Origin of the sequence: Bradyrhizobium sp. CCBAU 11386 (assembly GCF_028128955.1) — a bacterium.
Classification (GTDB): domain Bacteria; phylum Pseudomonadota; class Alphaproteobacteria; order Rhizobiales; family Xanthobacteraceae; genus Bradyrhizobium.
Map to the genome: position 1 here is coordinate 1 of NZ_LBKA01000241.1, position 24,642 is coordinate 24,642.

The following is a 24,642-nucleotide window of genomic DNA, read 5'->3' on the forward strand; positions in this document are numbered from 1 at the left end:
TCTGGTTCGACTCAACATCACCAGTCTGGCACACCGATGCCGTTCGGGGGCCGTCCACCCCATCATTGCGAGCGCAGCGAAGCGAAGCAATCCAGACAATCTCCGCAGAGACGGTCTGGATTGCTTCGTCGCACCAGCGCAAAATTGCTTCGCAATTTTGTCGCGGGCTCCTCGCAATGACGGAATTGGAAACAGTACCATGGGAAGCAAGGCGATCCAGACAAAGCCGCCGCAAGACCTGGATCGCCCTTACCTTCCGTTCCTCAATCGAGTCGAATCCGACGTGACCTCTCGCGTGGCCGTGGCGTGGCCGTGCTGAATGCAGTCGAGCAGTCGTCGTCGTTCTCACCATCGAGCAGCGGAGCACCACAGTGCCGGCACATGCGTGCCGACATCGACGACGCCTTACCGCTCGCCAGGACCTGACGATAGTTCGCCAGATCGATGACGTTGCGGGGCGACGTTATGTGTTTTTCAACCATGGCTGTTCCTCGCGGCTACGCCCTGTTTATCGCAGACAAGTTTCGCGCAAACGTTCAGCTCACTGCTCAAATTTTACCGGAGGAATTGGGGCGGCAGGCACGCATCACCGCACGGCCGCAATCTCGCTCTATTCTGCGACACCAACCACCATGTCTCTACGAACGGCGTAAGGTCTCGGTAGGTATCAGAGCCACTTCTTCCACTTGAAGATCCAGTACGGGACGATGGCCGCGATCAGCATCAGCACCAGTGCCATCGGATAGCCGTGCACCCATTCGAGTTCCGGCATCGACTTGAAGTTCATGCCGTAGATCGAGGCGATCAGCGTCGGCGGCATCAGGACAACAGCCATGACCGAAAACAGCTTGATGATGTTGTTCTGCTCGAGATTGACGACGCCGAGCATGGCGTCGAGCACGAAGGTGATCTTGCTGGAAAGATAAGAGGCGTGGTCGGTCAGCGAGGAGACGTCGCGCTGCATGGTCTTGAGTTGCTCGCGCATGTCCTTGGACCATTTCACGCCCTCCACCACCGCCGAAAGGAAGGCGACGACGCGGCCGATCGAGACCAGGCTCTCGCGAACCTTGGAGGTCAGATCGCCCTTGCGGCCGATCGAGATCAGGATCTGGGAATATTGCTTGGCATGGCCGTGACGCTCGCTCTCGGGCTCGAAGATGTCGTGCGAGACCTGGTCGATTTCGGCACCGCAGCGCTCCAGGATGTCGGCGCAGCGGTCGATCACGGCGTCCAGCAGTTCCATCAGCACCATCTCGCCGGTGATCGCCGGCGTGCAGGAGCGGGCGAGCTTGGCCTCAACCAGGGCGAACGGCTTCGGCAGGTCGTAGCGCACCGTCACCAGGCGGTGGTCGCCGAGAATGAAGGTCACCGCCGTGGTCCGGGGCATATCGGTATCGGAGTGGCACATCAGCGTCGCGGTCATGTAGCGCGCGCCGTTCTCGATATAGAGGCGGCTCGAGATCTCGATCTCCTGCATGTCTTCCCGGGTCGGGATGGCGATGCCCGCCAGCCGCTCCACCGCCTTGTCCTCGACCGCACTCGGAGTGAAGAGGTCGATCCAGACTGCGTTCTCGGGCAGCGCCGTGAGATCCTCGACGACAGCCTTCTTGAGGGAGGACTCGGAGGGGACAAACACCGAAAACATGAACAACTCCAGAGAACCTGCGACAGAATGACAGCCTTTAGCGCGATTCTGACAAGTTCATCATGACAAGCACATTAACGGAGCGTTTGCATTTGTGGCGACGCCGTGGCCCAACCGTGGCACGGAATCGACAGTTCGGCACGCTTTGCCCCAAAACCCGCTCAATGCCGAAAAACTTGCGGCAAAAAAGCCACAGCTGAGGTCTCGCAGCGCGGGAAAAGGCCTTGAGTGCTGGAATTGTGGCAGATTTCAACGATAATGGGATTAACGGAGTCGAGGAACTTGGGCGCTAAGCTCAGGCTTTCCCGCGCGGTATTGTTTTGATTGGAACCAAATCATGTCGTCGCTGAAAGTTAAGTTGGGGATTTTGGCCGCCGGCCTGATGCTGTCGGGCTGCATGCAGGCCACGCATTTCGAGGCGACCGACACCAAGGCCTTCAAGCCGAAGGACAAGGAACTGCTCGCCAAGGTCCGGTACGAGAATACCCCGGTCGCAGAGCCGTTCCGGCGCGCCATCGTCGAGTACCACCGCAAAGAGTCGCCCGGCTCGATCGTGGTCGATTCCGACAACCACTACCTCTATTACGTGCTGGATGGCGGCAAGGCGATCCGTTACGGCATCACCGTCGGTGAAGAAGCCATGGCCTGGTCGGGCATCGCCAAGGTCGGCAGCATGACCGAGTGGCCGGCCTGGCATCCGACCCCGGGCGAGATTTCGCGCCTGGGCGTGCCGACCTATGTTGCGCCCGGTCCGGACAATCCGATGGGCTCCCGCGCGATGTATCTCTACTCGGGCGGCAAGGACACGCTGTTCCGCATCCACGGCACCAACCAGCCGGAATATATCGGCGCCTCCATCTCGTCGGGCTGCATCCGCCTGACCAACGAGGACGCGATCGACCTCTATAACCGGGTCAAGGTCGGCACCATCGTCGTGGTGCTCGAGCCGAAGCACGGCGACTCGCCCTACAATTCGCGCCTTGCGCTCCAGGGTGGCGGTTCCAATTCTTCCTACTAAATCGGCCTTTCCCGAGGCTTTTCAAAAGCGCCGGTTTTACCGGCGCTTTTTTGTTGCAGGCTTGCGCTGCGGGACCTTGTCGCCGCTGGCCGCCGACTTGTCCGCAGGCGCGGGGGATTTCTCCGCCGCCTCATCATCAGCTCCATCCTTTGCCTCAGGCTTGGACGCGACCTCGCGCGGCGGCGCCTCCTCGGGCCGTTCCGCCGGCAGCAGCGGAGCGATCTGCGGCAGGGGATCCCAGACGTTCCACTGGCAGATCCGGTAGTCATTGCGCCGCTGCGCCAGGTCGAGATGGATATGGTCCTCGTGGTACCAGTCCGAGCCCGGGCCGAGCACGGTGGAAAAGCGCGCGCACACCGAATGCAGCACACGCTCGCGCACGTCACGCGACATGGTGCGATCGGTGAGGCCAATCGACTGCCCGTTGGCGAGCTTGATGGCGCGGACGTCGAGGGCGTTGGCCTTGCCGTGCTCGGACAGCATCGCGCCGGCGATGCGGTTGCGGCCGCGGCACTCGAAGCTATCGAAATTGTCGAGATCGGCGATGGTCGAGCCGAGGCTGGTGGCCAGTGGCACCATGTCCTTGCGCACCCAGTCGGCGATCGCAGACGCCATGGTGCAGCGGAGGATCGCCGCCGGCTTGACCGCTACCTTGCGCTTGTCCGGCAGCACGATCGCCTCCAGCCGCACCAGGTCCTCGCCGCCGCAGCCGCCGGGGCCACGGATATCCGGAATGGAGGGTGCAATCGCGATCTCCTCGGTCAGCGCGAGCCGGCAGGCCGAGACCTGCTTCTCGGGTGGCGGCGCGGCCTCGGCCGGCTTGTCCGGGGAAGGCTTGCCGTCGGCCTCCGGTGCGGCCTCGTCCGGTGCTTTGGGGGCTTCCTCGGGGCGTGGTTTCGGTAGCGGGATCTTGACTGAATGAACCGTCGCGCGCGGCCGTGGTGTACCAAAGCCAAAGATATCAAGCGGCGCAGCATATTTTCGCGCCTCCGCCCGATCCGCGAGCACAAGCGTTAGCCCCAGCGCGGCGGTAACCATTGCCGCGCCGGCGGACATATAGCCGCGACAAGACCATTTGCGGCGAAAGTCCGGCAGGCTAAAACTCATGACAATTCTTTGGCCCAACGCTGAGAGCGATAACGCGTCCAGCGACTTCTCGGAGGAACGTCGGAATGCTTGGTTTGATGCAAGACTGGCCCCTGCTCTGCCACCGGATCATCGAACACGCCGCCAGGATTCATGGCAAGCAGGAGGTCGTCACGCGATCGGTCGAGGGACCGATCCATCGCACCACCTACGCCGAAATCCACAAGCGGGCGCTCAAGGTCTCGCAGATGCTGGAGCGCGACGGCATCAAGCTCGGCGACCGCGTCGCAACGATCGCCTGGAACACCTGGCGCCATCTCGAGGTGTGGTACGGCATCATGGGAATCGGCGCCATCTGCCATACCGTCAATCCCCGCCTTTTCCCCGAGCAGATCGCCTGGATCATCAACCATGCGCAGGACCGCGTCGTGATGACCGACATCACCTTCGTTCCGATCCTGGAGAAGATCGCCGACAACCTGCCAAGCGTGGAGCGCTACGTCGTGCTGACCGACAAGGCGCATATGCCTGAGACCACGCTGAAGAACGTGATGGCCTACGAGGACTGGATTGCACAGGCTGACGGCAAGTTCAAATGGAAGGACTTTGACGAGAACACGGCGGCGGCGATGTGCTACACGTCGGGCACCACGGGCGATCCGAAGGGTGTGCTGTATTCGCATCGCTCCAACGTGCTGCACGCGCTGATGGCCAACAACGTCGATGCGCTCGGCACCAGCGCCTCCGAGACGATGCTGCCGGTGGTGCCGCTGTTTCACGCCAACAGCTGGGGCATCGCCTTCTCCGCGCCCTCGCAGGGCACCAAGCTGGTCATGCCCGGCGCCAAGCTCGACGGCGCCTCGGTCTATGAATTGCTCTCGACCGAGAAGGTGACGCACACCGCGGGTGTGCCAACGGTGTGGCTGATGCTGCTCCAGCACATGGCCGCCAACAATCTGAAGCTGCCTGACCTGAAGATGGTGATCTGCGGCGGCTCGGCGATGCCGCGCTCGATGATCAAGGCCTTCCTCGACATGGGCTCGAACGTCCGCCACGCCTGGGGCATGACCGAGATGAGCCCGATCGGCACCGTCGCCGCGCTGAAACCACCGTTCCAGAACGCGACCGGCGATGCGCGGCTCGACGTGCTCCAGATGCAGGGCTATGCACCCTTTGCCGTCGAGATGAAGATCACCGACGATGCCGGCAAGGAGCTGCCCTGGGACGGCAAGACTTTCGGCCGCCTCAAGGTCTCCGGCCCCGCCGTCGCCAGGGCCTATTACCGGATCGATACCAACATCCTCGACGAGGACGGCTTCTTCGACACCGGTGACGTCTCGACCATCGACGAGGACGGCTACATGCGGATCACCGACCGCTCCAAGGACGTGATCAAGTCCGGCGGCGAGTGGATCTCCTCGATCGACCTCGAAAACCTCGCGATCGGCCATCCGGCCGTGGCGGAGGCGGCCGTGATCGGCGTGTTCCACCCCAAATGGGACGAGCGGCCGCTGCTGATCGTGCAGCTCAAGCAGGGCCAGCAGGCCAGCCGCGAGGACATCCTGAAGTACATGGACGGCAAGATCGCCAAATGGTGGATGCCGGACGACGTCGCTTTCGTCGACGGCATCCCGCACACCGCCACCGGCAAGATCCTGAAGACCGCGCTGCGCGACCAGTTCAAGGATTACCGCTTCCCGAATGCGGCGGCGTAGCCAAGCACCACGCACCGTCATTCCGGGATGGTCCGAAGGACCAGACCTCAGGTGCGCAGTTGCGCACCGGGGAATCTCGAGATTCCGGGTTCGCCCTTCGGGCGCCCCGGAATGACGGGCAGTAGCAACCCGGTCTCCCTTGAATTTGCCGCCGGGGCGTGGTCTCAACGCCCCTATCGTCGCGCCAAATCGGCCGGCACCGCCCCCAAAACCCCGGCAGAGCTCACCCGATGGCCCGCAGGTTTTCCGCTCCCTACCAGTCGGAGCCCGTGTCCAGCCTCGCCAGCTGGGCGCGCAATCTGGCCGTGTTCGCGGTGGTGGCGGTGGCGGTGTCGATCATCGTCGTCCGGTTCGGCTTTCTGGAGCCGAAGCCTGCGCTCGTCACCTTCTTCGGCGGCCTCGCCATCGCTGCGCTCTCGATCCTGTTCGGCCTCGCCGGCTTCGCCGCGATCTGGCAGAACGGCTCGCGCGGCATGGCGCGCATCCTGCTCGCCTTCCTGATCGACGGCATGATCCTCGCCTACCCCGCCTATCTCGGCCTGCAATACCGCAAGCTGCCGGCGATCCACGACGTCACTACCGACCCGATCGACCCGCCCCGCTTCGACGCGCTGGCGCGACTGCGCGCCGGTGAAGGCGCCAATACCGCGGTTTATGCCGGCCTCTATTCGGCCGAGCAGCAGCGCCATTTCTATCCCGATATCGAGCCGATCGAACTCGAGATCCCGGTCGACCGCGCCTATGCGATCGCGCTGCAGCTCGTCAACAAGCGCAAATGGCTCGTCATCGACGAGCGCGCGCCGCAGCCGCCGCGCCGCATCGGCCGCATCGAGGCGGTGGCGCGCACACCGATCATGGGTTTGCGCGAGGACATTTCCATCAGGGTCGTGCCCGACGGCGACGATTCCCGCGTCGATATCCGTTCCGCCTCGCGCTATTTCGAAAGCGACCTCGGCAGCAATGCCGCGCGCGTCAAAAAATTCATCGACGATCTCAACACGGCCGCCGATGCGGACGCGCTGAAGCCGGTGAAGAAGACCCCGGTGACGCCGCCGAAGGCGCCGGCGAAGACGGTGAAGAAATAGGATTGGCGAGTGGGGAGTAGCGAATGGAAAGGGCCCATTCGCTACTCCCTATTCGCCATTCGCCCTCAGGCCATCCGATAGGTCCCCGTAATCACGGGATCGCCATCCGTCGCCACCACACCGCGGGCGACCAGATCTTCCAGATGCGCCAGCACGGAATAGCCGGCAGCCGTCGTCAGCCGTGGATCGATGCCGATATAGATCGCGCGCACCATGGTCGGGATGTCGGCCTCGCCCTTGGCGAGACGATGCAGGATCGAGGCTTCGCGCGCCTTGCGGTGGCGGATCAGGAAGCGCACGAAGCGCGGGCCGTCCGGTATCTCGGGGCCGTGGCCCGAGAAATAGAGATCCTCCTCGCGGGCGGCCAAGCGGTCGAGCGATTCCATGTAGTCGATCATCGAGCCGTCGGGCGGCGCAACGATCGAGGTCGACCAGCCCATCACGTGGTCGCCGACGAAGTTGAATTTTCGCTCGGGCCAGGCGAAGGCGAGATGGTTGGCGGTATGGCCCGGCGTCGCCACCGCCTCGAGGCGCCAGCCCGCGCCCTCGACGACGTCGCCATGGGCGATCCTGGTATCAGGCGCGAAATCGCGATCGACGCCGGATTCCGGATTGTGCTTCTCGCTCTCGAAGCGCGGGCGCGAGGCGCGGTGCGGGCCCTCGGCATAAACAGGCGCACCGGTCGCCTGCTTGATCCGCGCCGTGTTCGGCGAATGGTCGCGGTGGGTGTGGGTGACGAAGATATGGCTCACCGTCTCGCCGCGCACGGCATCGAGCAGCGCAGCCGCATGCGCCGCATCGTCCGGACCGGGATCGATGATCGCGACGTTGCCCGTGCCGACGATGTAGCTGATCGTACCGGTGAAGGTGAACGGGCTCGGATTGTTACAGAGCACGCGCCGCACGCCGGGGCGGACTTCCTCGACGACGCCGGCCTTGAGTGGAAAGTTGCGGTTGAACGGGACGTCGTCGTTGTCGGACATGGCTTGCTCACACCTTGCTGACTTCGTCATGCCCGGCCTTGTCCCGGACATCCACGTTCTTCTCGCCGGCTAGAACGTGGATGGCCGGGACATCCAGCGCGAAGACGCGCTTCGCGCTTTTGCCCGGCCATGACGCAATCGGAGAGTTCTATCGTCTCACACGCTCACCGCGCGGCAGCTCAGAAAAACGCCTGAATGCCCGTGATGGCGCGGCCCAGGATCAGGGCGTGGACGTCGTGGGTGCCCTCGTAGGTGTTGACCGTCTCGAGGTTATGGACGTGGCGCATCACGTGGTACTCGATCGAGATGCCGTTGCCGCCGTGCATGTCGCGCGCGACGCGGGCGATGTCGAGCGCCTTGCCGCAATTGTTGCGCTTCATGATCGAGATCATCTCGGGGGCGAACTTGCCCTCGTCCATCAGGCGGCCGACGCGCAACGAGCCCTGGAGGCCCAGCGCAATCTCGGTCTCCATGTCGGCGAGCTTCTTCTGCACGAGCTGGGTCGCGGCCAGCGGCTTGCCGAACTGCTTGCGGTCGAGCGTGTACTGACGGGCGCGGTGCATGCAGTCCTCGGCCGCGCCGAGCGCACCCCAGGAAATGCCGTAGCGGGCGCGGTTGAGGCAGCCGAACGGGCCCTTGAGGCCGGAGACGTTGGGCAGCAGCGCGTCTTCCGGAACCACGACACCGTCCATCACGACTTCGCCGGTGATGGAGGCGCGCAAGCTGAGCTTGCCGCCGATCTTCGGCGCGGAGAGGCCCTTCATGCCCTTCTCCAGCACGAAGCCGCGAATCTGGTTGTCGTGCGCGGCCGACTTGGCCCAGACCACGAACACGTCGGCGATCGGCGCGTTCGAGATCCACATCTTGCTGCCGGTCAGGCGATAGCCGTCCGAGACCTTCTCGGCGCGGGTCTTCATGCCGGCCGGGTCGGAGCCGGCGTCCGGCTCGGTTAGGCCGAAGCAGCCGACCCACTCGCCGCTGGCGAGCTTCGGCAGGTACTTCTTGCGCTGGTTCTCGTCGCCATAGGCGTAGATCGGGTACATCACCAGCGAGGACTGCACCGAGTTCATCGAGCGATAGCCGGAATCGACCCGCTCGATCTCGCGCGCGACCAGGCCGTAGGCGACGTAGCTCGCATTGGCGCAGCCATACTCCTCCGGCAGCGTGATGCCGATCAGGCCGAGTTCGCCCATCTCGTTGAAGATCTCGCGATCCGTCGTCTCTTCGAGATAGGCCTTGGCGACGCGCGGCATCAGCTTGTCCTGGGCGTAGGCGCGCGCGGTGTCGCGCACCATGCGCTCGTCTTCGGTAAGCTGCTCGTCGAGCAGGAACGGATCGTCCCACTGGAAAGAAGCCGCAGCCGGCTTGTCCTTGGCCTGAGGGCGCACGCTCATGAAACGTCCTTTCGCGTCTGGTTCCGTCAAGAATTGCCCGACAAAGTAAAGCGCCGCGGCAACAAGTGCAATTGCATCCTGGTTTCGGTCATTCCGGGGCGCGCAATGGCGCGAGCCCGGAAACAACGCCGTCAGATCTCGAGCTGCTCGTTGGCGACGATCTCAATGCCAAAGCCGGACAGGCCCTTGTAGTCGTGCACCGAGGAAGTGAGATGCCGGATCGAGGTGACGCCGAGATCGCGCAATATCTGCGCGCCGACGCCGACTTCGCGCCACTGGCGGTTGCGGTCGGCCTCCGTCGACGTTTCATCCGGCAGCGGCGACACCGGGACACCGGCCGCGCCGTCGCGCAAATAGACCAGCACGCCGCGGCCGGACTTCTTGAAGTGCTCAAGCACGACCGCCATGCGCTTGTGGCCGGTGAAGGTGTCCTTGACAATGTTCGGCTTGTGGAAGCGCGTCAGCACGTTCTTGCCGTCGCCGACGCCGTTGTAGACGAAGGCGACGTGGGCGATGGAATCGAACGGCGAGCGGTAGGCATAGCCCTGGAGCGGTCCGATCGGGCTCTCGGTGACGAAAGTCGAGACCCGCTCGATCAGCTTCTCGCGCGCCTGGCGATAGGCGATCATGTCCGCGATGGTGACATGTCTCAGCTTGTGCTGGGCGGCGAAGCGGGCGACCTGCTCGCCCTTCATCACGCTGCCGTCGTCGTTCATCAACTCACTGATGACGCCGACCGGCGGCAGGCCGGAGAGCTTGCAGAGGTCGACGGCGGCCTCGGTATGGCCGGAGCGCAGCAGCACGCCACCATCCTTGGCGATCAGCGGGAAGATATGGCCGGGCCGGGCGAAATCGTTGGCGCCGACATTGGGATTGGACAGCGCGCGGCAGCACGAGGCGCGCTCCTCGGCGGAGATGCCGGTGCCACCATCGGGCTTGTAGTCGATCGAGACGGTGAACGCGGTGGTGTGCGCGGAATCGTTGTGGGCGACCATGGGATCGAGCCGCAGGCGGCGCGCGTCCTCCGTGGTCACGGGCGCGCAGACGATGCCGGAGGTGTGGCGGATGATGAAGGCCATCTTCTCGGCGGTGCAGAGCGAGGCGGCGACGATCAGATCGCCCTCGCCCTCGCGGTCCTCGTCGTCGGTGACTACGACGAGCTCGCCCCGGGCAAAGGCCTGCAAGACTTCCTGGACGGTATCGGGCATTTCCCAATCTCTATCGGTTATGGGCCGGAGGCTCAGCCGGACGCCTTAGCCGGACTTGGCCCCAAGCGCTAGTGTCCTGGACGCAACCGCATATGCCGGATGGCCGTCAGGGCGGCGGGTCTCAGGCTTGCACCGAAGATACCAGGGATATAGGCGCACAAACCCCGGAAGGAAGATGGCCGGACGCCGTCAGGGCAGCACCTCTCGCCGCTCACCGAGCCGCAGGTCGAGCTCGGCGCGCTTGTCCGCGAGCAGGCCGGCCTGGGCGGCCTCGATCACGGTAAACAGCTCGTGGGCGTCACTGAGCCGGGTCACGGTGACGTAACTGGCACCGGCCTCGTAGAGCTCGCCGACATCGGCCAGCAGGTCGGCGGTCGCCACGATCAGAGCGGTGGGGTTGAGCGAGCGGACATGGCGGACCAGCTTCTCGTTGCTGGCGCCCTTCAGAAGCGCATCCGGCACGCTGAGGATGATCATCTCAGACTTGCCGACGCCGGCATGGAGCAGCGTGTCCGCGCTGCTGATGTCGCCATAGATCACGTGCAAGCCGCGCGAAAGCAGGGTCTGGTACACATTGGGGTTGAAATCGACCACCGTGATCTGCTCGAGCAACACCGGCGCCTGCCGTTCGATCTCGGCCAGCAGCGCGCTCGCCGCGCGGAAAAAGCCGAGGATGACGATGCGGCGGGCCTCGCCGTGGCCGCCCTCGTGGCCCTCCTCGGCATGGCCGTTGCCGTGATCGAGATCGCGCAGGCCGATCCGCTTCAACGGGCCGATCGCCCAGCGGGTGATCTCGTCGCTGCGGGTCATCACGAAGGTCGAGAGCACGGCCAGCACCACGAAGGCGAAGGAGGCCGCGTTCGCCGTTTCGGCGGCGATGTGGTTGTCGGCGACGCCGGTCTGGATCACCACCAGCGAGAATTCCGATATCTGCGCGAGGTTGAGGGCCGGCAACAGGCTGGCACGCAACCCCTGCTTCATCAGGTAGAGCGGCGTGAATGTCGTGACGAGCCGGCTCACCACCGTGAACGCCGCGATCATCAAGGCAAGCCCGATCACGGAGAGGCCGGGCACGGGAATGGTCATGCCGAGCGCGACGAAGAACAGCGTGATGAAGAAGTCGCGCAGCGTGGTGACCTTGGCGGTGACGTCGAGCGCATAGGGAAAGGTCGAGAGTGAGACGCCGGCGATCAGGGCGCCCATCTCGCGCGACAGCGACAGCCGCTCCGCGGTCTCGGCGACGAGAAAGCACCAGGCGAGCGCGCCGAGCAGGATCAGTTCGGGCCGGCGGGCGATCTGGTGGAACAGGCGCGGCAGCACATAGCGGCTGATCAGCAGCGCAGCGGCGACCAGCACCGCGACGCGGCCGATCGAGAGCAGGATGACGCTCACTTGCAGATTGGCAAGACTCGGCTGCACCGCCAGGAACAGGATGGCGAAGATGTCCTGGAGCACCAGCACGCCGAGCGTGATGCGGCCGGGCAGCGTGTCGAGCTCGCGCTTCTCGTAGAGCACCTTGACGATGATGACGGTGCTCGACAGCGCGCAGGCGATACAGAGATAGACCGCATCGAAATGGCCGCCGCCGAGCGACAGGCCGATGCCGGCGAAGAACAGGACCCCGAGCAGGCAGCCGCCGAGCAGCTGGCCGCCCGCCGCGAACAGGATCACCCTTCCCGCCCGCACGATCTTCTTCAGGTCGATCTCCAGGCCGATCATGAACAGCATGAAGATCAGGCCGAGCTCGGAGATGACGCTGATCGATTCCTGCGACTTGACCCAGCCGGCACCGAATGGACCTATGCAGAAGCCGGCGATAAGGTAGGCCAGGATCAGCGGCTGCCGGGAGAAATGGGCGAGCAGGCCCAGCATCCAGGCAAACAGGATACAGAGAGTGATGTCGCGAATGAGCTCGTGCATGCCAAATTGGTCCGTTTTGCCGCACCCTAGAGACGGGTTGCGCCGCGGCAAGCGAGCAATTCGTCACATGCGGATCGTGCTCTGGCTGATAGCCCTGCTAGGTTCGTTCGCGTCCGCTTTGCCGGCCGCGGCCCAATCCAAGGTCAATATCGAACAAAACTTTGCCGATTCGCTCACCACGCTGCCGAAGGAGGAACTGGCCGTCGCCGGCGGGTTCTATGTGCCGGCCTATTCCAGCGTCGCGATGAGCCAGGGCAAGCTGCGCGTCGATTTCTCGGTGACCTTGAGCGTTCACAACGCCTCCGAGACCCAGCCGCTGGTGGTCAAACGCATCGCCTATTTCAACACCGCAGGCAAGCAGGTCGAAAGCTATCTGAAGGCGCCGGTGGCCTTGAGGCCGCTCGCCACCGTCTCGATCTTCATTCCGACCGATGACGTGCGCGGCGGGACCGGAGCCAATTTCCTCGTCGACTGGGCGGCAACGGGCGAGATTGCCGAGCCGGTGGTCGAGGCCTTGATGGTTGGCGGCGTCGCCAATGCGCATTACGCTTTCATCAGCCAGGGACGTTCGACTAGGACGGCCACAAAGAAGTAGGGGCCGTCCGACCCGGACGGCCAGCAAGACGTAAAGCAGGCCGGCGCAAAGCCGGCCGCTCAACAAGAACAAAACGAGGAACGCTCCCATGACGTCCAGCTTCGATTTCGCGCCCCTGTTTCCCGCAGGGCTGCCGGCCCCTTCCGCGCGCTGGACGGGCCTTGCCAAATACAGCTTCGTCGGTGGCAACAATGATTCCGAGCAGGTGCCGCTGGACGAGCTGATCGAGGCGGCCAACCTCGCCCTGCAACGCGAGGGCCGATCGCTCGCCACTTACGGTCTGGCGCATGGTCCGCAAGGTTACCTGCCGCTGCGCGAATTCCTCGTCACCAAGCTGAAGCGAGATGCCGGCATCAACTGCACGGTCGACGATCTTCTGATCGTCTCCGGCTCGCTTCAGGCGCTCGACCTCGTCAACAATACGCTGCTCGCCCGCGGCGATACCGTGATCTTCGAGCAGGACAGCTATCAGGGCTCACTGACCCGCCTGGCGCGGCTCGGCGTCAACGTCGTCGGCATTCCGCTCGATGCGGACGGCATGCGCATGGACGTGCTGGCCACGACGCTGGCCGACCTGAAGAGCCGCGGCATCCGCCCAAAATACATCTACACCATCCCCACGGTGCAGAACCCGACCGGCAGCATCTTGCCGGAGAGCCGCCGCGCTGAATTGGTACGGCTCGCGGCCGAGTATGGCGTGCCGATCTTCGAGGACGATTGCTATGCCGATCTGGTCTGGTCGGGACAGAGGCCGCCGGCGATTTATGCGATGAGCCCGAACGGCGGCGTGATCCATATCGGCTCGTTCTCGAAATCGATCGCGCCGGCGCTGCGCGTCGGCTTCATCGTCGCGCCCTGGGATGTGATGTCGCGGATGCTGTCGCTGAAGACGGATGCCGGCTCCGGCGCGCTGGAGCAGATGGTGCTGGCGGCCTATTGCAAGCCGCATTTTGCAAGCCACGTGCCGGCCCTGACGAAGGCGCTGCGCACCAAGCTCGATACGCTGATGGAAGCCCTCAATGAGCAGTTCGGGACGGCGGCGGAGTTCGAAGAGCCCAAGGGCGGCATCTTCCTGTGGGTGAAGCTGCCCGACCAGGTCGACACGCTGAAGCTGTATCAGGCCGCGCTTGCTGCCGGTGTCTCGATCAATCCGGGGCCGGAATGGTCGACCAACAAGAGCCATTCCAGCTCACGCCTCAGGCTGTGCTTTGCCAGCCCCACGCATCAGCAGATCCGCGAGGGCGTCGCTGTGCTGGCCGAGGTCTGCCGCAGGGAGTTCGGCCTGCCCGCCCGCAGCGCCAATGTGGAGAGGCGGGCTTAACGCCTCATCAAGCCGCCTGGGGCTGGCTGCCGTGGATCGCGGAGGCCAGCCGCAGCAACAGGACGATCGAGACGTTGCCCTTGCCGGCCTCGATCTGGGCGATATAGCGCTCGGAAATCCCGGAGCGGCGGGCCAGCTCCCGGCGCGACAGGTCGCAGCGCATGCGCGAGGACCTCAAGCGGTCGCCCAGCTCGGCCAGAAACGCGGTCTCCGAATAAGGCGGCACGGCACAGCTGCCCGGCAGCACTTCGCCCGCAAAATCCATGACTTGATTGAGCATTGGTCTATCCACGTTCGCCTTCGGGAAGCGCCATCCTAGCCTGGAAGCGGCCGGCCTCATTGACGCGGATCAAATTCGCGCGCGATCGGCGGCTGCCGTGGACGACCGCGGGCGGGATGCTACACTTTGGAATTCTTCGAGGTGGGGCTTTTCAGGACATGACGCGTTGTATGAGCCGCTGGACAACGGCTGCGGTGGTGTGGGTCGCGTTCACGTCCACGGCCGGTGCCGAGACGCTTGCGGCGACGGTCGAACAATGGGGCCTGCTCGGCTCATGGGCGGTCGATTGCGCGGCCCGGCCCGACCGCGACAGGGGTGCGCTCCTGACTTACGAGATCCGGAAGGACGGCCGGGTGATGTACCGGCGCAATTTCGGCGAGGCCAAGGACGAGAACGAGGTCGTGTCCGCCACGGTCAGCGCCGAGGGCCTGCTCAACGTGATGGTGTACTTTCCATCGCTGCATCAGACCCGCGAATTCGGGCTGCTGCTGGCGAAGGATGGCAGCCTGCGCGCGATCTACAATCGCAGCGAGCGCGGCGCGTACACGATCAGGGACGGCAAATACGTCGCCACGGGCGCGCCCACACCTGTACAGCAACGCTGCGATTGAGCACCTGAACATCCGTTCAGAAATCTCCCGCTGTTCCTCCGGAACGTTCCCGCGAATGCGCGGTTTAGATTTGCATTCGATTGGACGAGGACATCATGAAGAAGCTTGGTTATGTGGTTGCAGCTCTCGGTGCACTCGTCATCGCGGCGCCGACGCTGGCGAGCGCGGAGACGGTGGTGATCAAGCGCGGTCATCACGGCCCGTACAGTGCTCGCGCCGAATTCCGCGAGCATCGCGATCATGGCTGGCATCGCGGCTGGCACCATCGCGACAAGGTCGTCGTGATCAAGCACAGCGGCCACCGCCACCATTGGGACTAACGCGCAACGCAACATGGAAATGGCCCCTTGCGGGGCCATATCTTTGTGTGCGCGGCATGTGTTTGATCAGTCCCACGCCGGCGCAAAGCCGGGATTGACGCAACGTCTGTCCTTCGGCAGCGCGGCGATCTTCTTGCGGTCGGCATCGTCGAGCGTGATCTTCAGCGCGTCGAGATTGGCCTGCTGGCTTTCGCGGCGCGAGGCCTTCGGGATCGCCGCGACGCCGTCCTGGTCGAGCAGCCATTTCAGCGCAACCTGCGCAGCGGTCGCGTTGTGCTTGGTGCCGATCTCCGCCAGCACCGGATCGGAGGCAATGCGCCCCTGCGCCAGCGGGCAATAGGCGACCAGCGCGATCGACCTGGCATTGAGATAGGCCAGCACCTTCGATTGATCGAGCATCGCGTGATATTCGATCTGGTTGCAGGCGATCGGCGCTCTGATGTCGTCGACCGCGATCTTGAGCAGCGCCGTGGTGAAATTGGCGACGCCAATCGCCCGCGTGCGCCCCTCCTCCTTCAGCTTCATCAAGGTCTCGAACACCGCGCCCCAGTTCGCGGACTTGGACGGCCAGTGCACGAGATAGAGGTCGACATGGTCGAGCCGGAGTTTGTTCAGGCTGGCGTCGAAGGCACGCCGGATCGCATCCGGCGCGAGGTTCTCATGCCAGACCTTCGTCGTAACGTGCAGCTCGCTGCGCGGCAGCCGGGCCGCGGCGAGCGCGGCGCCGATAGGTTCCTCGTTGGCGTACATCTCGGCGGTGTCGATGTGGCGATAGCCGACCGACAGCGCGCTCTCGACCGCGGCACGGCAGGCATCGCCCTGCATGCGAAAGGTGCCGAGGCCGAGCTTGGGCATGCTGATGCCCTGCGTGATCAAATTGTCCATGGATCAACTCCTGACGTATTTCAGCCCGCCGGATGCGCGCGGCGATGCCGCGTGAGCAGGCTCCTCGGTGATGGAAAAGAGGTGGCGGGAGACAGCTGTATAGCGTGGAAGCGCCGGAGCGGCCAATCAAGATCGGGTTAGGAGCTTCCCCACCGTCATGTCCGGGCTTGTCCCGGGCATCCACGATCTCCGGGCCGAGCAGCAACGCGTGGATGGCCGGGTCATAGGCGAGCGGAAGCGACGCCGTCCTTCGGACGGCTACGCCCGGCCATGACGACGGAGAGAGTGTCCGCCGTTCACGAATGCTCGGCCACCACGGCCAGGCGCTCCTGCGGTCGCGGCACGATATCGACCGACCAGAGGTCGCGGTTGTCCACGTCCTTCAGCGTCACGGTCATCACGCCGGTCACGCCATCGATATCGACGCGGCCGAAGAACTGCAGTCCGAAACACGGCGCCAAATTCTCGCCCTGCACCTCGCTGCAGCCGTTCTGGTACATCGCGACCGGACCAAAAGTGTCGTCGAGCTCGCCCGGGCCCCAGGTGCCGGCATGCAGAGGGCCGGAGACGAATTCCCAGAACGGCTCGAAATCCTGGAATTGCGCCCTGTTCGGATCGTAGTAATGCGCGGCGGTGTAGTGCATGTCGGCGGTGAGCCAGACGATATTGCGAACGCCGGCACGCCTGATGGAGCTGAGCAGATCGGCGATCTCGTGCTCGCGTCTATCAGGCGACCCATTGCCGAGCGCGACCGCATCGAGGCTGATCAGGCCGATCGGCAGGTCGGCCGCGATCACCTTCCAGGTCGCGCGCGAGGCAGCGAGCTCCCGCTTCAGCCAGGCCAGCTGCTCGGCGCCGAGGATCCAGCCGCGATGGTCGTTGCCCTTGTTCCAGGTGTCATCGCGAAAACTGCGCATGTCGATCATGAAGACGTCGAGCAGCGGTCCATAACCGATCTTGCGATAGACCCGCCCCTGCCGTGCGCCGACGTCGCGGATCGGCATGAAGTCGAAGAAGGCGCGGCGGGCGCGCGCGACCAGGCGCGGCGTGCCGTCGTCCTCATAACCAGCCTCATCATAGCTGCCGGACGGTGACCAGTCGTTACTGACCTCGTGGTCGTCCCACTGCGCAAACATCGGCACGCTCGCGTGGAAATCGCGAAAATGCTCGTCGAGATGGTTGTATTTGTAGTTGCCGCGAAATTGCGCCAGCGTGTGCGCGACCTCGGATTTTTCTTCCGTGACGATGTTGCGCCAGGTCTCGCCGTTCGGCAGCTTCTGTTCGGATGGAATCGTGCAGTCGGCGTAGATATGGTCACCGGAGTGAATGAAGAAGTCAGGGCGGTTGTCGAGCATGGTGCGATAGCTGCGATAGCCGCCGCGCGAGACGTCGATGCCCCAGCCCTGCCCCGCGGTGTCGCCGGACCACATGAACGAGATCGATTGCCCCACGGCGGGCGCAGTCCGGAAATGGCCGACGCGGCTTTCGCCGGCGATGCCGGTCGCGATATCGTCGAAGCGGACGCGATAGAAGATGTCCTGCCCGGGCGGCAGATCGCTCAGCAGCAGCTTCGAGGTGAAGTCGGCGTCGGGCAGCGCGTCGCCTGAGGCCGCCGCAATGATGGTCTTGAAACTCTCGACGGTCGAGCATTCCACCTGCATGCGCGCGGCCCGGTCGGCGCGCGCCCAGATCACGGCGGAGCCGTCCGAGACGTCGCCGGACTGGATGCCGCCTGCGACCCGCGGGCGGTCGGCGGCACGGCTGATGGATGGCTTTGCGAGCGCGGCTAGGGCGAGGCTGGAGGTGGAGCGGACCAGGAATTGCCGCCGGGTCCATGCGCGCGAGGCGCGGAGCGTTGCCATTCAGGAGACCTTCGTCGAATCGCGACGGAAGGTGCCTGCGCTCCTTGACTCCTACCCTTACGGTTTCTTGACTCCGCGCCGACGGTTTTGCGACGCGGGGATGACGGTTGGAGCGGGCCTAGGTTGAATTTGGAAGAATGCCGGCTTGACGGCCATCGGACGAGCGTCTTGCCGCCTTCCTCGCCTGCTGCTCCAGTTTCGCAAGGTATCCGGTCAGCATCGCGAGCGGGTGCGTAACGAAGAGGCTACGCGCGTGCCACAGACTGTAGGCGTACATGGCCTCGCCGACCTCGGTGAGCTTTCCGTGGTTTGCGAGATAGAAATGCCCCGCGACGATCTTGCCATTGACCGCGTCGCCGCCGATCGCGAACGCGCCAGTGACGAAGGCCACGAAGTTCAAGAGACACAGACCGCAGACTATCAGCAGGCCTCGATAGCGGAGATCGGACATCGAGCGTCATCCCGTTGCGCCGTCTCAAGCGATGCCGCGGACATCAATCGCAACTATTTATGCGCCTCAGCGCTGCCAGTTGCAGATGCCGCCGGAGCGGCACGGCCAGGTCTGGATGCGGGTATCCCTCGCCTGCGCATCCAGCGGATTGCCGTGACGATGCGCGAGTTTGGTTCGGGCCGCACCGCGCGGCTGCGCGGGCTTGACGTGCGCGACCTTCGGCTCCGACACATGCACGCGTTCGGCGGCAACCTTCTTCGGCACGTCCACGGGCTCGGCACGGGCCTGCGCCTCGCTGCCGCCGCGGGCCTCGAGTGCGACCGGTGCGAACCGCGTCTCCGGCCCGAGCCGCTTCGGCGACAACACCGCCCTGGACAGATCGAGACCGAGATATTCATCAGGCTTGTAGTCATCACCGCGCGCGACGCCGCCCCATGCGAGCACGAGGGCAACGGCAACAGCAAAATGAGCGCTCTTCAGGACCACGGACGCCTCCTGAAATTGATTTATTAAAGGGGTAATTTACCCCTATTTAGGAAGCGTCGCGCGCAATTCCAGCGGTCAAGTGGCGCCGTGGTTAAGAAGTTTGGCGGTGTCAGGCGACCTTTCGCGTCGCCCCCGTCCCGTCCAGGAACCCCATCAGGCGGCTGCGAATGATGATCTCCGCCTCGCCCATGATGCGATCGACGAGTTCCTTGCAGGAGGGGATGTCGTGGATGAGGCCCGCGACCATGCCGCAGCTCCAGGCGCCCGCGTCCATCTCCCCGTCCAACATGATCCTGGGATAGACGCCCGCGACCTGGTCGTGGATGTCGTTGATGGTGAGCTTGTCGCCCTTCGCGCGCTCGATCTCGAGCAGACGATCGACATTGGCGTTCTTCAGGACGCGTTCGGTGTTGCGCAAGCTCCGCATGATCAGACGGGTGTCGAGCTCGGTCGCCGCAACCAGCGCATTCTTCACGTTCTGATGCACAGGCGCTTCCTTGGTCGCGATGAAGCGCGTGCCCATGTTCATGCCGGCCGCGCCCAGCGACAAGGCGGCGACGAGGCTTCGGCCATCGGCCATGCCGCCGGAGGCGACGAACGGGATCTTCAATTCCTCCGCCGCGCGCGGCAGCAGGATCATGTTGGGAATGTCGTCCTCACCGGGATGGCCGCCGCACTCAAAGCCGTCGACGCTGACGGCGTCGCAGCCGATCCGCTCGGCCTTCAGGGAATGGCGCACCGAGGTGCATTTGTGGATCACCTTGATGCCGGCCGCCTTCAGCGCCGGCATATACTGTTCCGGGCTACGGCCTGCAGTCTCCACCCACGGACTTGACGCCACCTTCGACAATGGCCGCGATGTATTCGGGATACGGCGGTGCCGAGAAGGTCGGCAGAAACGTGAGGTTCACGCCGAACGGCTTGTCCGTCATGTCGCGACAGTGCGCGATCTCTTTTGCCAGCAGCTCCGGCGTCTTCTGCGTGAGGCCGGTAATGATGCCGAGCCCGCCGGCATTCGAGACGGCGGCGGCCAGCTCGGCAAAGCCGACGAAATGCATGCCGCCCTGGATGATCGGGTGCTCGATGCCGAACAGTTCGGTGATCGCGGTCTTCACGTAGGCTTCCTCCGGGATTTCGGTTTGTATGGGATCAGTCTAGCCGCAGTCTCGTGCCGCGGTCACCATTTCTCTCCGAAGGGCCGGATCTCCATCTCGAAGGTCCAGGCGCTCTTCGGCTGCTGATAGAGCTGCCAATAGGAATCGGCCACGGCGGAAGGCGGCATCAGCAGGTCGGGATTGTCCAGCGCGTTCGGACCGAGCGCCTCGAGACGGCGCTGCCGCACCCATTCGGTATCAACGCCGGAATCGATGATGAGATGGGCGACGTGGATGTTCTTCGGTCCAAGCTCGCGCGCCATCGCCTGCGCCACCGCGCGCAGGCCGAATTTGGCGCTGGCGAACGCGGCAAAGCCGCTGCCGCCACGCAAGGAGGCCGTGGCGCCGGTGAAGAAGATATTGCCGCCGCCGCGCGGAAGCATCAGCCGCGCAGCTTCCCGGCCTGCGAGGAAGCCGGAATAGCAGGCCATCTCCCACACCTTCCGGAACACACGCTCGGTGGTGTCGAGGATCGGGAAATTGACGTTGGCGCCGATGTTGAAGATGCAAACTTCCAGCGGCGCGTGCTTGTCGGCATCGTCGAGGAAGGAGATGACCTCTTCCTCTTTCCGCGCATCGAGCGAGCGCGCGTGGATCTCGCCGCCGGAGCGACGAGCGCGGTCGCCCGCTGCTGCATGAGCACAAGGCTTGCGGCAAGCTGTTCGACCCGGAGATGGTGTGCTCGGAATGCGGCGAGGTGCTGCATGCGAAGCAGGTGCTTGTGCATGCGGGGCCAGGGCGGAGGGAAGCGGTGGGGTGAGTGGCGCTGACGTGCGCAGCACTGCCGCCGTGGGATCATCAGCACGGCTGACGAGCGCGAATGAAAGCGCGGTGCCGATGCCGCACTCTTCGTTCGTGATACTTTCAGCCTCGGCGTACCTTCGTCAGTGCGTCTTGGTCTCGTGCCACTTTTCCAGATCGGGCTTCGCCTCTCCCGATCGCTGCTCCTTCTCCGGATTGCCTTTCCAGGGCTTGTCCGTCTGGGCGTGCGATCCCCAATCGTTCTGATGTCGGGGATCGTCGGTGGGCTTTTCCTTGCTCATTGGATCTCCTCAGGTGCGGAGCCTACGCGAAGGGAACGCCATAGTAGGAGTTGATGCCGCGCACCGCCGCATCGTCACCCCAGTTCCAATCGCTCTGCTCACCATATTTCGGCGCACCTTGCAGCTCCTTGGTTGTAATCCCCGTCACGTAGCCACCGAGTTCGGTGTCGTACTTCAGGGACTGCCAAGGCAAGGGATAGTGGTCATTTCCGACGCCCAGAAATCCGCCGAAGCCGAGCACGGCGTAGGACACCTTGCCGCTGATCTTGTCGATCATCACCCGCTCGATCGAACCGATCTTGTTGCGATCCGCGCCATAGACCGACGTTCCCTCGACCTTGTCGCTGCCGATCAACCGGCCCATTTCGCTGCGGTCCAGTTCGCCTTGATTCAACATCTCAATTCTCCACTCCGCCAGTGTGTTGACCAACCTGTTCCGATGGTGATCGTTCCAAAGCGGGTTCGGCGACTCATCAGGAACATCGCTGGAAACGAGCGGTTCTCTGAGTCCTTAAAGGAAATGAACCATGAGCGACTTTCGCGACATCCAGCACGGCGTCAACGATCCCGTCGATGGGCTCGACGTGAAGCGGCACATCAACTCCACCCAGACACCGCATGAGCGCGCGCAGCACCATGCCGACGTACGGTCGGCGCCGTCGGCCTCGCCGGAAGAACCGTTCCTGCCGGAGCGATTGCGGCGCAAGCCGACCGACCCCATCAATCCGCGCACCGGCCGCAATCCGGCCGACTAGCCGCTTGGGAAGATCGGCTCCGGCGCTGTGTCGGTGTCGTCGCAACGTGCAGCTCGCGGCTCTGCAGCCGTCCTGCCGCCGGCGCCGCGCCGGCTTGTGCGCTCCGTCGCAGTCGCGCTTTCGCTGACGCGGGTCGTGTTGCTCGCACATTGGGCGAGCGACGTGGCCGCAGGCTTTGCGCTCGGCGACGACGTCGAGTGGCTGCTGCGGCCGTGGACGCTGGCGAAACCGGTCCACAAGCGCCGGATGCGGGCACGCCCTCCTCGGCGACATGCTCAGGCCCAAAAGTTTCGCCGGACTGCTGGGCGCTGCGCCTTCCGTGTCTCCCGCCGCTCATCGTCCTGACGCTGGCCGCGGTCAGCGAGGCGCCAGAGCTTTCCCGGGCATCAGGAATTCAAACATCTCGGCCGCGGTCTGCAGCTGCTCGATGCGCGCGGCAACGGAATCGCGCTGAACGCCGACCGGCAAGCTCGCAAGCTCATGCTCGAGCTGCAGCCTCTGCGCGTCGAGGCGTTGCTCGAATGTGTGGGGCTCAGACCGTCTTCGCATCATCCGTCCTCGGGGGTTGCAGGCCCGGGCTGTTGGCCCAGCGCTCGACCTGCTCAATGACCTTCTGATGGCTTGGACGCACCGGCTTTGGTGCTTCGCGTTCCTCGGAAAGCTTGCGGGGTAACCTGACCTCGTCCGTCATGGTGCATCTCCCTTTCCCTCTGGAAATGCATCTCCGCGAGAATCGTTTCAAGTAACTTATTGATTTATTTAGACTATATTGCTCAACTGGCGCTTTTTCGGACTCCTGTGGAACTCTCGGCAAATTGGCCGGTTTAGCAAATTACTCATCTTGCTCAATTTGCGTGATTGACCATGAACGACCTTCGCGCCGAGCGGCTCCAAGTCATGCTTTCCCCGGAAGAGCTGGTCGCAGTGGATGATTTCCGGTTCAAGCACCGCATGCCAACGCGTGCCGCCGCGGTCCGCGAACTGCTCAAATTCGGACTCGCAGCCGCGGGCATCGAGACGAGCATCGACCCGTCAACGGGCGTCAAATCAAGCGAGTTTGGTGTATTTGGCCGAGGGCCAGACGGACACACCCCGGGAAAATCCGAGAACGACGCCGAGGATTGATTCGATCGGCCTCGCAAAACAAAACGACCCCGGCACAGTGGGGTGCCGGGGCCGTCCTTGGAGATTGCTTCCGGCGCACCGGGGGCATGACAACCGGAAGCAATCCGTCGACTCTTCGCGCAGGGATCCGTTCCTTGCGAGAACTAGCCCGTCGGGGCGTCGCCGGAATCATCCGGCATCACGCTGGATCCAGGCGTCGTGTTGTTGTCGTCGAGCTTGGGATCGCGGGTCGCCTCACGCGACGGCGAGCCCTTCGAGTTCGTCTTGTGCGCGGTCTGCGCGCGCTGCTTGTCACGCGGTTGATCCTCCGCGCGCTGATCCCTGACGATACCGTGGTCGGAATGAGCCATGTTGTCCTCTCGCCTCTCCAGTTGTCCCGAAGCGCTTACGCACCGGCGCGTCGAATGTTCCGGTGCAGACGAGAGGCCGCGGCGCTAGCTATGCGCCGCATGGACCGCAGCCGATGCATTTTCCAGATGCACCTGCCGCACCGTCGTCACCGTTGCGAACGCCACCGAGACGCCAAAAGCGAGAATGAGCGAAAGAAGAGCAAGACGTGGAGCCATTGCAAAATCTCCTTCTGGAATCGAAAATCAACGCGATTGACTGTTCCCGAATGATCCTGGATTGGTCGCTTGCATTCCGTGCGCAGTCTCACACCCTGATTCACGAAAACGAGAGCGCCTATGCGTCCTGCTTTTGGGAGGTACGGATCGTTACGGGCGGAATTTCGCCATCGAGCCAGTCCTGTTCTCTCGCGAGCGCGGTCCAGGCGTCCGCCATGCGCGAATAGCGCTTATGGGCAGGTTGCCCTTCCGCTCGCTCGGCGAGCTGCAGGCAGTTGTCGGCGTTGTCCCTGAAGATGTCAGACTGTTTCATGAACAAGACGTGGGGACGGAACTGTCGCGTCGCAACCGCCCTTAACGGATCGTAACGTTCGGGGAACTTCGCACGCCATCGGTCATTGATAGCGATGCGAGTTCTTGTCGCGATCATCCTGATGTTCGTCAGCACCGCAGCGCTTGCCGACAGCACCGGCGAGCGAAGGCCGGGCGAACGCGTGCCGACGGCGACCGACGTCATCAACGGCCTGTACGCGTTCAGCCGCTTCCAGCAGGGTCTGCTGGAAAGCACCGACCTGAAGGGCAATGCGGAGGTGAAAAACCTCGCCGCCCTGCGCGCCGAGGAAGCGGCGAAACGCGACAAGGCCTTGAAGGACATCCAAGAGGCGATCGGCGCCGAGCCGCGCGTCGGCAAGACAAAGGCGAGCACAAGCATCGCCGAGCCCGACAATTCGGACGGACCAGCCTACGCCCGAACCTTCTATGCCGCGCAGATCCCCGAATATGAATCCACCATTGGCCTGCTCGAGCACTATCTCAAAGCTCCCGACAATGCCGCACTGGCCGCCTTTGCCCGCGACCAACTGCCGGTGCTGCGCTCGCAGATGAAGGATGCGGAGCGGACGATGGCAGACAAATAGCCCCCCGTTCGTCTTCCGGCCGCCGCCGTCCGTGGTGCCCGCCCCGCCGATTGGCAAGCAAGTGCCCACAAAGGCGGCGAACCGGTCCGAAACTCTCTTGGAACCGGATGGAACTAATCGCCTTTATCGTCGTTGTTGCGGTCGGGCTGAGCAAAGCAGGTTCCATTTCCAGGCGCCGCAACCTTGGCGCTTGATTTCGAATTTGGCTGACGCTCTA

At 63.8% G+C, this 24,642-nt stretch carries 29 protein-coding genes and 2 pseudogenes; 12 read left to right on the forward strand and 19 right to left on the reverse strand.

The genetic code is table 11. The features are described from left to right. Positions 1–287, forward strand: a 287-nt coding sequence (locus XI09_RS26680; protein WP_271569494.1) for a hypothetical protein, incomplete at its 5' end; no start/stop codon positions are given. 380 nt (positions 288–667) lie between these two features. Here the strand turns inward: XI09_RS26680 and XI09_RS26685 are convergent. Continuing rightward, complete coding sequence (locus tag XI09_RS26685) at positions 668–1,645, reverse strand: magnesium transporter CorA family protein (RefSeq protein ID WP_271569495.1); 978 nt, start codon at positions 1,643–1,645, stop codon at positions 668–670. A 337-nt stretch (positions 1,646–1,982) separates the two neighbouring features. Between XI09_RS26685 and XI09_RS26690 the strand changes: the two genes are divergently transcribed. Next, positions 1,983–2,663: a L,D-transpeptidase gene (locus tag XI09_RS26690; protein ID WP_092188530.1), complete on the forward strand. Its 681-nt coding sequence runs from the start codon at positions 1,983–1,985 to the stop codon at positions 2,661–2,663. A gap of 36 nt (positions 2,664–2,699) precedes the next feature. Here the strand turns inward: XI09_RS26690 and XI09_RS26695 are convergent, their stop codons facing one another. Then, entirely contained in the window at positions 2,700–3,770 is a 1,071-nt protein-coding gene (locus tag XI09_RS26695; protein ID WP_271569496.1) for an extensin family protein, read from the reverse strand. Positions 3,771–3,835: 65 nt separating this feature from the next. Here XI09_RS26695 and XI09_RS26700 point away from each other — a divergent pair, with 65 nt between their 5' ends. Together XI09_RS26700 and XI09_RS26705 are read left to right on the forward strand one after the other, a co-directional pair. Beyond that, positions 3,836–5,464 (forward strand): fatty-acid--CoA ligase, encoded by a 1,629-nt coding sequence (locus tag XI09_RS26700; protein ID WP_271569497.1) that lies wholly within the window; start codon positions 3,836–3,838, stop codon positions 5,462–5,464. Between the two features lie 230 nt (positions 5,465–5,694). Beyond that, the gene (locus XI09_RS26705; RefSeq protein WP_271569498.1) at positions 5,695–6,549 is read left to right on the forward strand and encodes a DUF1499 domain-containing protein; all 855 of its coding nucleotides are present in this window, start codon (positions 5,695–5,697) and stop codon (positions 6,547–6,549) included. 65 nt (positions 6,550–6,614) lie between these two features. Here the strand turns inward: XI09_RS26705 and XI09_RS26710 are convergent, their stop codons facing one another. The 4 genes from XI09_RS26710 to XI09_RS26725 form a co-directional block, all read right to left on the reverse strand. Continuing rightward, on the reverse strand, positions 6,615–7,532 hold the full coding sequence (locus XI09_RS26710; protein ID WP_271569499.1) for an MBL fold metallo-hydrolase: 918 nt from the start codon (positions 7,530–7,532) through the stop codon (positions 6,615–6,617). 179 nt (positions 7,533–7,711) lie between these two features. After that, on the reverse strand, positions 7,712–8,926 hold the full coding sequence (locus tag XI09_RS26715; protein WP_135177394.1) for an acyl-CoA dehydrogenase: 1,215 nt from the start codon (positions 8,924–8,926) through the stop codon (positions 7,712–7,714). Positions 8,927–9,057: 131 nt separating this feature from the next. Then, the gene (gene ribB, locus XI09_RS26720; protein WP_271569500.1) at positions 9,058–10,134 is read right to left on the reverse strand and encodes a 3,4-dihydroxy-2-butanone-4-phosphate synthase; all 1,077 of its coding nucleotides are present in this window, start codon (positions 10,132–10,134) and stop codon (positions 9,058–9,060) included. Positions 10,135–10,323: 189 nt separating this feature from the next. Next, the gene (locus XI09_RS26725) at positions 10,324–12,054 is read right to left on the reverse strand and encodes a cation:proton antiporter (protein ID WP_271569501.1); all 1,731 of its coding nucleotides are present in this window, start codon (positions 12,052–12,054) and stop codon (positions 10,324–10,326) included. Positions 12,055–12,121: 67 nt separating this feature from the next. On the opposite strand from XI09_RS26725, the gene XI09_RS26730 reads away from it, so the two are divergent. Both XI09_RS26730 and XI09_RS26735 read left to right on the forward strand, forming a co-directional pair. Then, on the forward strand, positions 12,122–12,649 hold the full coding sequence (locus tag XI09_RS26730; RefSeq protein ID WP_271569502.1) for a DUF3124 domain-containing protein: 528 nt from the start codon (positions 12,122–12,124) through the stop codon (positions 12,647–12,649). Between the two features lie 88 nt (positions 12,650–12,737). Next, positions 12,738–13,970, forward strand: coding sequence for an aminotransferase-like domain-containing protein (locus XI09_RS26735; protein WP_271569503.1), 1,233 nt, complete (start codon positions 12,738–12,740; stop codon positions 13,968–13,970). Between the two features lie 7 nt (positions 13,971–13,977). On the opposite strand, the gene XI09_RS26740 is transcribed toward XI09_RS26735, so the two are convergent. Beyond that, positions 13,978–14,250: a helix-turn-helix domain-containing protein gene (locus XI09_RS26740; RefSeq protein WP_027546217.1), complete on the reverse strand. Its 273-nt coding sequence runs from the start codon at positions 14,248–14,250 to the stop codon at positions 13,978–13,980. 170 nt (positions 14,251–14,420) lie between these two features. Here XI09_RS26740 and XI09_RS26745 point away from each other — a divergent pair, with 170 nt between their 5' ends. Continuing rightward, positions 14,421–14,861, forward strand: a complete 441-nt coding sequence (locus tag XI09_RS26745) for a hypothetical protein (protein WP_271569504.1) — start codon at positions 14,421–14,423, stop codon at positions 14,859–14,861. 95 nt (positions 14,862–14,956) lie between these two features. Then, positions 14,957–15,181 (forward strand): hypothetical protein, encoded by a 225-nt coding sequence (locus tag XI09_RS26750; RefSeq protein WP_271569505.1) that lies wholly within the window; start codon positions 14,957–14,959, stop codon positions 15,179–15,181. A gap of 66 nt (positions 15,182–15,247) precedes the next feature. Here the strand turns inward: XI09_RS26750 and XI09_RS26755 are convergent, their stop codons facing one another. From XI09_RS26755 to XI09_RS26795, 8 genes and pseudogenes are all read right to left on the reverse strand, one after another. Then, positions 15,248–16,066 (reverse strand): aldo/keto reductase, encoded by an 819-nt coding sequence (locus XI09_RS26755; protein WP_271569506.1) that lies wholly within the window; start codon positions 16,064–16,066, stop codon positions 15,248–15,250. A 296-nt stretch (positions 16,067–16,362) separates the two neighbouring features. Continuing rightward, positions 16,363–17,928 carry an alkaline phosphatase D family protein gene (locus XI09_RS26760; RefSeq protein ID WP_271569507.1) on the reverse strand — a complete coding sequence of 522 codons (1,566 nt, stop codon included), beginning with the start codon at positions 17,926–17,928 and terminating at the stop codon, positions 16,363–16,365. A gap of 118 nt (positions 17,929–18,046) precedes the next feature. Continuing rightward, positions 18,047–18,379, reverse strand: coding sequence for a hypothetical protein (locus XI09_RS26765; protein ID WP_271569508.1), 333 nt, complete (start codon positions 18,377–18,379; stop codon positions 18,047–18,049). Between the two features lie 66 nt (positions 18,380–18,445). Beyond that, the gene (locus tag XI09_RS26770; protein WP_271569509.1) at positions 18,446–18,865 is read right to left on the reverse strand and encodes a hypothetical protein; all 420 of its coding nucleotides are present in this window, start codon (positions 18,863–18,865) and stop codon (positions 18,446–18,448) included. A 109-nt stretch (positions 18,866–18,974) separates the two neighbouring features. Then, positions 18,975–19,980 (reverse strand): annotated as a pseudogene (locus XI09_RS26775) (NAD(P)H-dependent flavin oxidoreductase). Positions 19,981–20,042: 62 nt separating this feature from the next. Beyond that, the gene (locus XI09_RS26780) at positions 20,043–20,801 is read right to left on the reverse strand and encodes an SDR family NAD(P)-dependent oxidoreductase (RefSeq protein ID WP_333939133.1); all 759 of its coding nucleotides are present in this window, start codon (positions 20,799–20,801) and stop codon (positions 20,043–20,045) included. A gap of 102 nt (positions 20,802–20,903) precedes the next feature. Then, positions 20,904–21,062 (reverse strand): hypothetical protein, encoded by a 159-nt coding sequence (locus XI09_RS26790; RefSeq protein WP_177234562.1) that lies wholly within the window; start codon positions 21,060–21,062, stop codon positions 20,904–20,906. A gap of 22 nt (positions 21,063–21,084) precedes the next feature. Beyond that, on the reverse strand, positions 21,085–21,459 hold the full coding sequence (locus XI09_RS26795; RefSeq protein ID WP_271569510.1) for a PRC-barrel domain-containing protein: 375 nt from the start codon (positions 21,457–21,459) through the stop codon (positions 21,085–21,087). 130 nt (positions 21,460–21,589) lie between these two features. Between XI09_RS26795 and XI09_RS26800 the strand changes: the two genes are divergently transcribed. After that, the gene (locus XI09_RS26800; protein WP_027546226.1) at positions 21,590–21,817 is read left to right on the forward strand and encodes a hypothetical protein; all 228 of its coding nucleotides are present in this window, start codon (positions 21,590–21,592) and stop codon (positions 21,815–21,817) included. A 256-nt stretch (positions 21,818–22,073) separates the two neighbouring features. Further along, a pseudogene (locus XI09_RS46235) lies at positions 22,074–22,148 on the forward strand (DUF3147 family protein); the annotation flags it as partial. Positions 22,149–22,349: 201 nt separating this feature from the next. Here XI09_RS46235 and XI09_RS26810 read toward each other — a convergent pair. After that, positions 22,350–22,508, reverse strand: a complete 159-nt coding sequence (locus XI09_RS26810) for a hypothetical protein (RefSeq protein ID WP_177234563.1) — start codon at positions 22,506–22,508, stop codon at positions 22,350–22,352. 173 nt (positions 22,509–22,681) lie between these two features. Here XI09_RS26810 and XI09_RS26815 point away from each other — a divergent pair, with 173 nt between their 5' ends. After that, positions 22,682–22,942, forward strand: coding sequence for a hypothetical protein (locus XI09_RS26815; protein ID WP_271569511.1), 261 nt, complete (start codon positions 22,682–22,684; stop codon positions 22,940–22,942). 143 nt (positions 22,943–23,085) lie between these two features. On the opposite strand, the gene XI09_RS26820 is transcribed toward XI09_RS26815, so the two are convergent. From XI09_RS26820 to XI09_RS26830, 3 genes are all read right to left on the reverse strand, one after another. Continuing rightward, the gene (locus XI09_RS26820) at positions 23,086–23,292 is read right to left on the reverse strand and encodes a hypothetical protein (RefSeq protein WP_271569512.1); all 207 of its coding nucleotides are present in this window, start codon (positions 23,290–23,292) and stop codon (positions 23,086–23,088) included. A gap of 84 nt (positions 23,293–23,376) precedes the next feature. Next, positions 23,377–23,508 carry a hypothetical protein gene (locus XI09_RS26825; protein WP_257787559.1) on the reverse strand — a complete coding sequence of 44 codons (132 nt, stop codon included), beginning with the start codon at positions 23,506–23,508 and terminating at the stop codon, positions 23,377–23,379. Between the two features lie 118 nt (positions 23,509–23,626). Then, positions 23,627–23,821 carry a hypothetical protein gene (locus tag XI09_RS26830; protein WP_271569513.1) on the reverse strand — a complete coding sequence of 65 codons (195 nt, stop codon included), beginning with the start codon at positions 23,819–23,821 and terminating at the stop codon, positions 23,627–23,629. A gap of 94 nt (positions 23,822–23,915) precedes the next feature. Between XI09_RS26830 and XI09_RS26835 the strand changes: the two genes are divergently transcribed. Then, positions 23,916–24,425 carry a DUF4142 domain-containing protein gene (locus tag XI09_RS26835; protein ID WP_271569514.1) on the forward strand — a complete coding sequence of 170 codons (510 nt, stop codon included), beginning with the start codon at positions 23,916–23,918 and terminating at the stop codon, positions 24,423–24,425. The last annotated feature ends 217 nt before the right edge of the window (positions 24,426–24,642 follow it).

What these genes read in the sequence shown, in the direction of transcription:
- XI09_RS26685 (WP_271569495.1), bottom strand. Translation starts at nt 1,645, where the DNA reads ATGTTTTCGGTGTTTGTCCCCTCCGAGTCCTCCCTCAAGAAGGCTGTC.
- XI09_RS26690 (WP_092188530.1), top strand. Translation starts at nt 1,983, where the DNA reads ATGTCGTCGCTGAAAGTTAAGTTGGGGATTTTGGCCGCCGGCCTGATG.
- XI09_RS26695 (WP_271569496.1), bottom strand. Translation starts at nt 3,770, where the DNA reads ATGAGTTTTAGCCTGCCGGACTTTCGCCGCAAATGGTCTTGTCGCGGC.
- XI09_RS26700 (WP_271569497.1), top strand. Translation starts at nt 3,836, where the DNA reads ATGCTTGGTTTGATGCAAGACTGGCCCCTGCTCTGCCACCGGATCATC.
- XI09_RS26705 (WP_271569498.1), top strand. Translation starts at nt 5,695, where the DNA reads ATGGCCCGCAGGTTTTCCGCTCCCTACCAGTCGGAGCCCGTGTCCAGC.
- XI09_RS26710 (WP_271569499.1), bottom strand. Translation starts at nt 7,532, where the DNA reads ATGTCCGACAACGACGACGTCCCGTTCAACCGCAACTTTCCACTCAAG.
- XI09_RS26715 (WP_135177394.1), bottom strand. Translation starts at nt 8,926, where the DNA reads ATGAGCGTGCGCCCTCAGGCCAAGGACAAGCCGGCTGCGGCTTCTTTC.
- ribB (WP_271569500.1), bottom strand. Translation starts at nt 10,134, where the DNA reads ATGCCCGATACCGTCCAGGAAGTCTTGCAGGCCTTTGCCCGGGGCGAG.
- XI09_RS26725 (WP_271569501.1), bottom strand. Translation starts at nt 12,054, where the DNA reads ATGCACGAGCTCATTCGCGACATCACTCTCTGTATCCTGTTTGCCTGG.
- XI09_RS26730 (WP_271569502.1), top strand. Translation starts at nt 12,122, where the DNA reads ATGCGGATCGTGCTCTGGCTGATAGCCCTGCTAGGTTCGTTCGCGTCC.
- XI09_RS26735 (WP_271569503.1), top strand. Translation starts at nt 12,738, where the DNA reads ATGACGTCCAGCTTCGATTTCGCGCCCCTGTTTCCCGCAGGGCTGCCG.
- XI09_RS26740 (WP_027546217.1), bottom strand. Translation starts at nt 14,250, where the DNA reads ATGCTCAATCAAGTCATGGATTTTGCGGGCGAAGTGCTGCCGGGCAGC.
- XI09_RS26745 (WP_271569504.1), top strand. Translation starts at nt 14,421, where the DNA reads ATGAGCCGCTGGACAACGGCTGCGGTGGTGTGGGTCGCGTTCACGTCC.
- XI09_RS26750 (WP_271569505.1), top strand. Translation starts at nt 14,957, where the DNA reads ATGAAGAAGCTTGGTTATGTGGTTGCAGCTCTCGGTGCACTCGTCATC.
- XI09_RS26755 (WP_271569506.1), bottom strand. Translation starts at nt 16,066, where the DNA reads ATGGACAATTTGATCACGCAGGGCATCAGCATGCCCAAGCTCGGCCTC.
- XI09_RS26760 (WP_271569507.1), bottom strand. Translation starts at nt 17,928, where the DNA reads ATGGCAACGCTCCGCGCCTCGCGCGCATGGACCCGGCGGCAATTCCTG.
- XI09_RS26765 (WP_271569508.1), bottom strand. Translation starts at nt 18,379, where the DNA reads ATGTCCGATCTCCGCTATCGAGGCCTGCTGATAGTCTGCGGTCTGTGT.
- XI09_RS26790 (WP_177234562.1), bottom strand. Translation starts at nt 21,062, where the DNA reads ATGAGCAAGGAAAAGCCCACCGACGATCCCCGACATCAGAACGATTGG.
- XI09_RS26795 (WP_271569510.1), bottom strand. Translation starts at nt 21,459, where the DNA reads ATGTTGAATCAAGGCGAACTGGACCGCAGCGAAATGGGCCGGTTGATC.
- XI09_RS26800 (WP_027546226.1), top strand. Translation starts at nt 21,590, where the DNA reads ATGAGCGACTTTCGCGACATCCAGCACGGCGTCAACGATCCCGTCGAT.
- XI09_RS26810 (WP_177234563.1), bottom strand. Translation starts at nt 22,508, where the DNA reads ATGACGGACGAGGTCAGGTTACCCCGCAAGCTTTCCGAGGAACGCGAA.
- XI09_RS26815 (WP_271569511.1), top strand. Translation starts at nt 22,682, where the DNA reads ATGAACGACCTTCGCGCCGAGCGGCTCCAAGTCATGCTTTCCCCGGAA.
- XI09_RS26820 (WP_271569512.1), bottom strand. Translation starts at nt 23,292, where the DNA reads ATGGCTCATTCCGACCACGGTATCGTCAGGGATCAGCGCGCGGAGGAT.
- XI09_RS26825 (WP_257787559.1), bottom strand. Translation starts at nt 23,508, where the DNA reads ATGGCTCCACGTCTTGCTCTTCTTTCGCTCATTCTCGCTTTTGGCGTC.
- XI09_RS26830 (WP_271569513.1), bottom strand. Translation starts at nt 23,821, where the DNA reads ATGAAACAGTCTGACATCTTCAGGGACAACGCCGACAACTGCCTGCAG.
- XI09_RS26835 (WP_271569514.1), top strand. Translation starts at nt 23,916, where the DNA reads ATGCGAGTTCTTGTCGCGATCATCCTGATGTTCGTCAGCACCGCAGCG.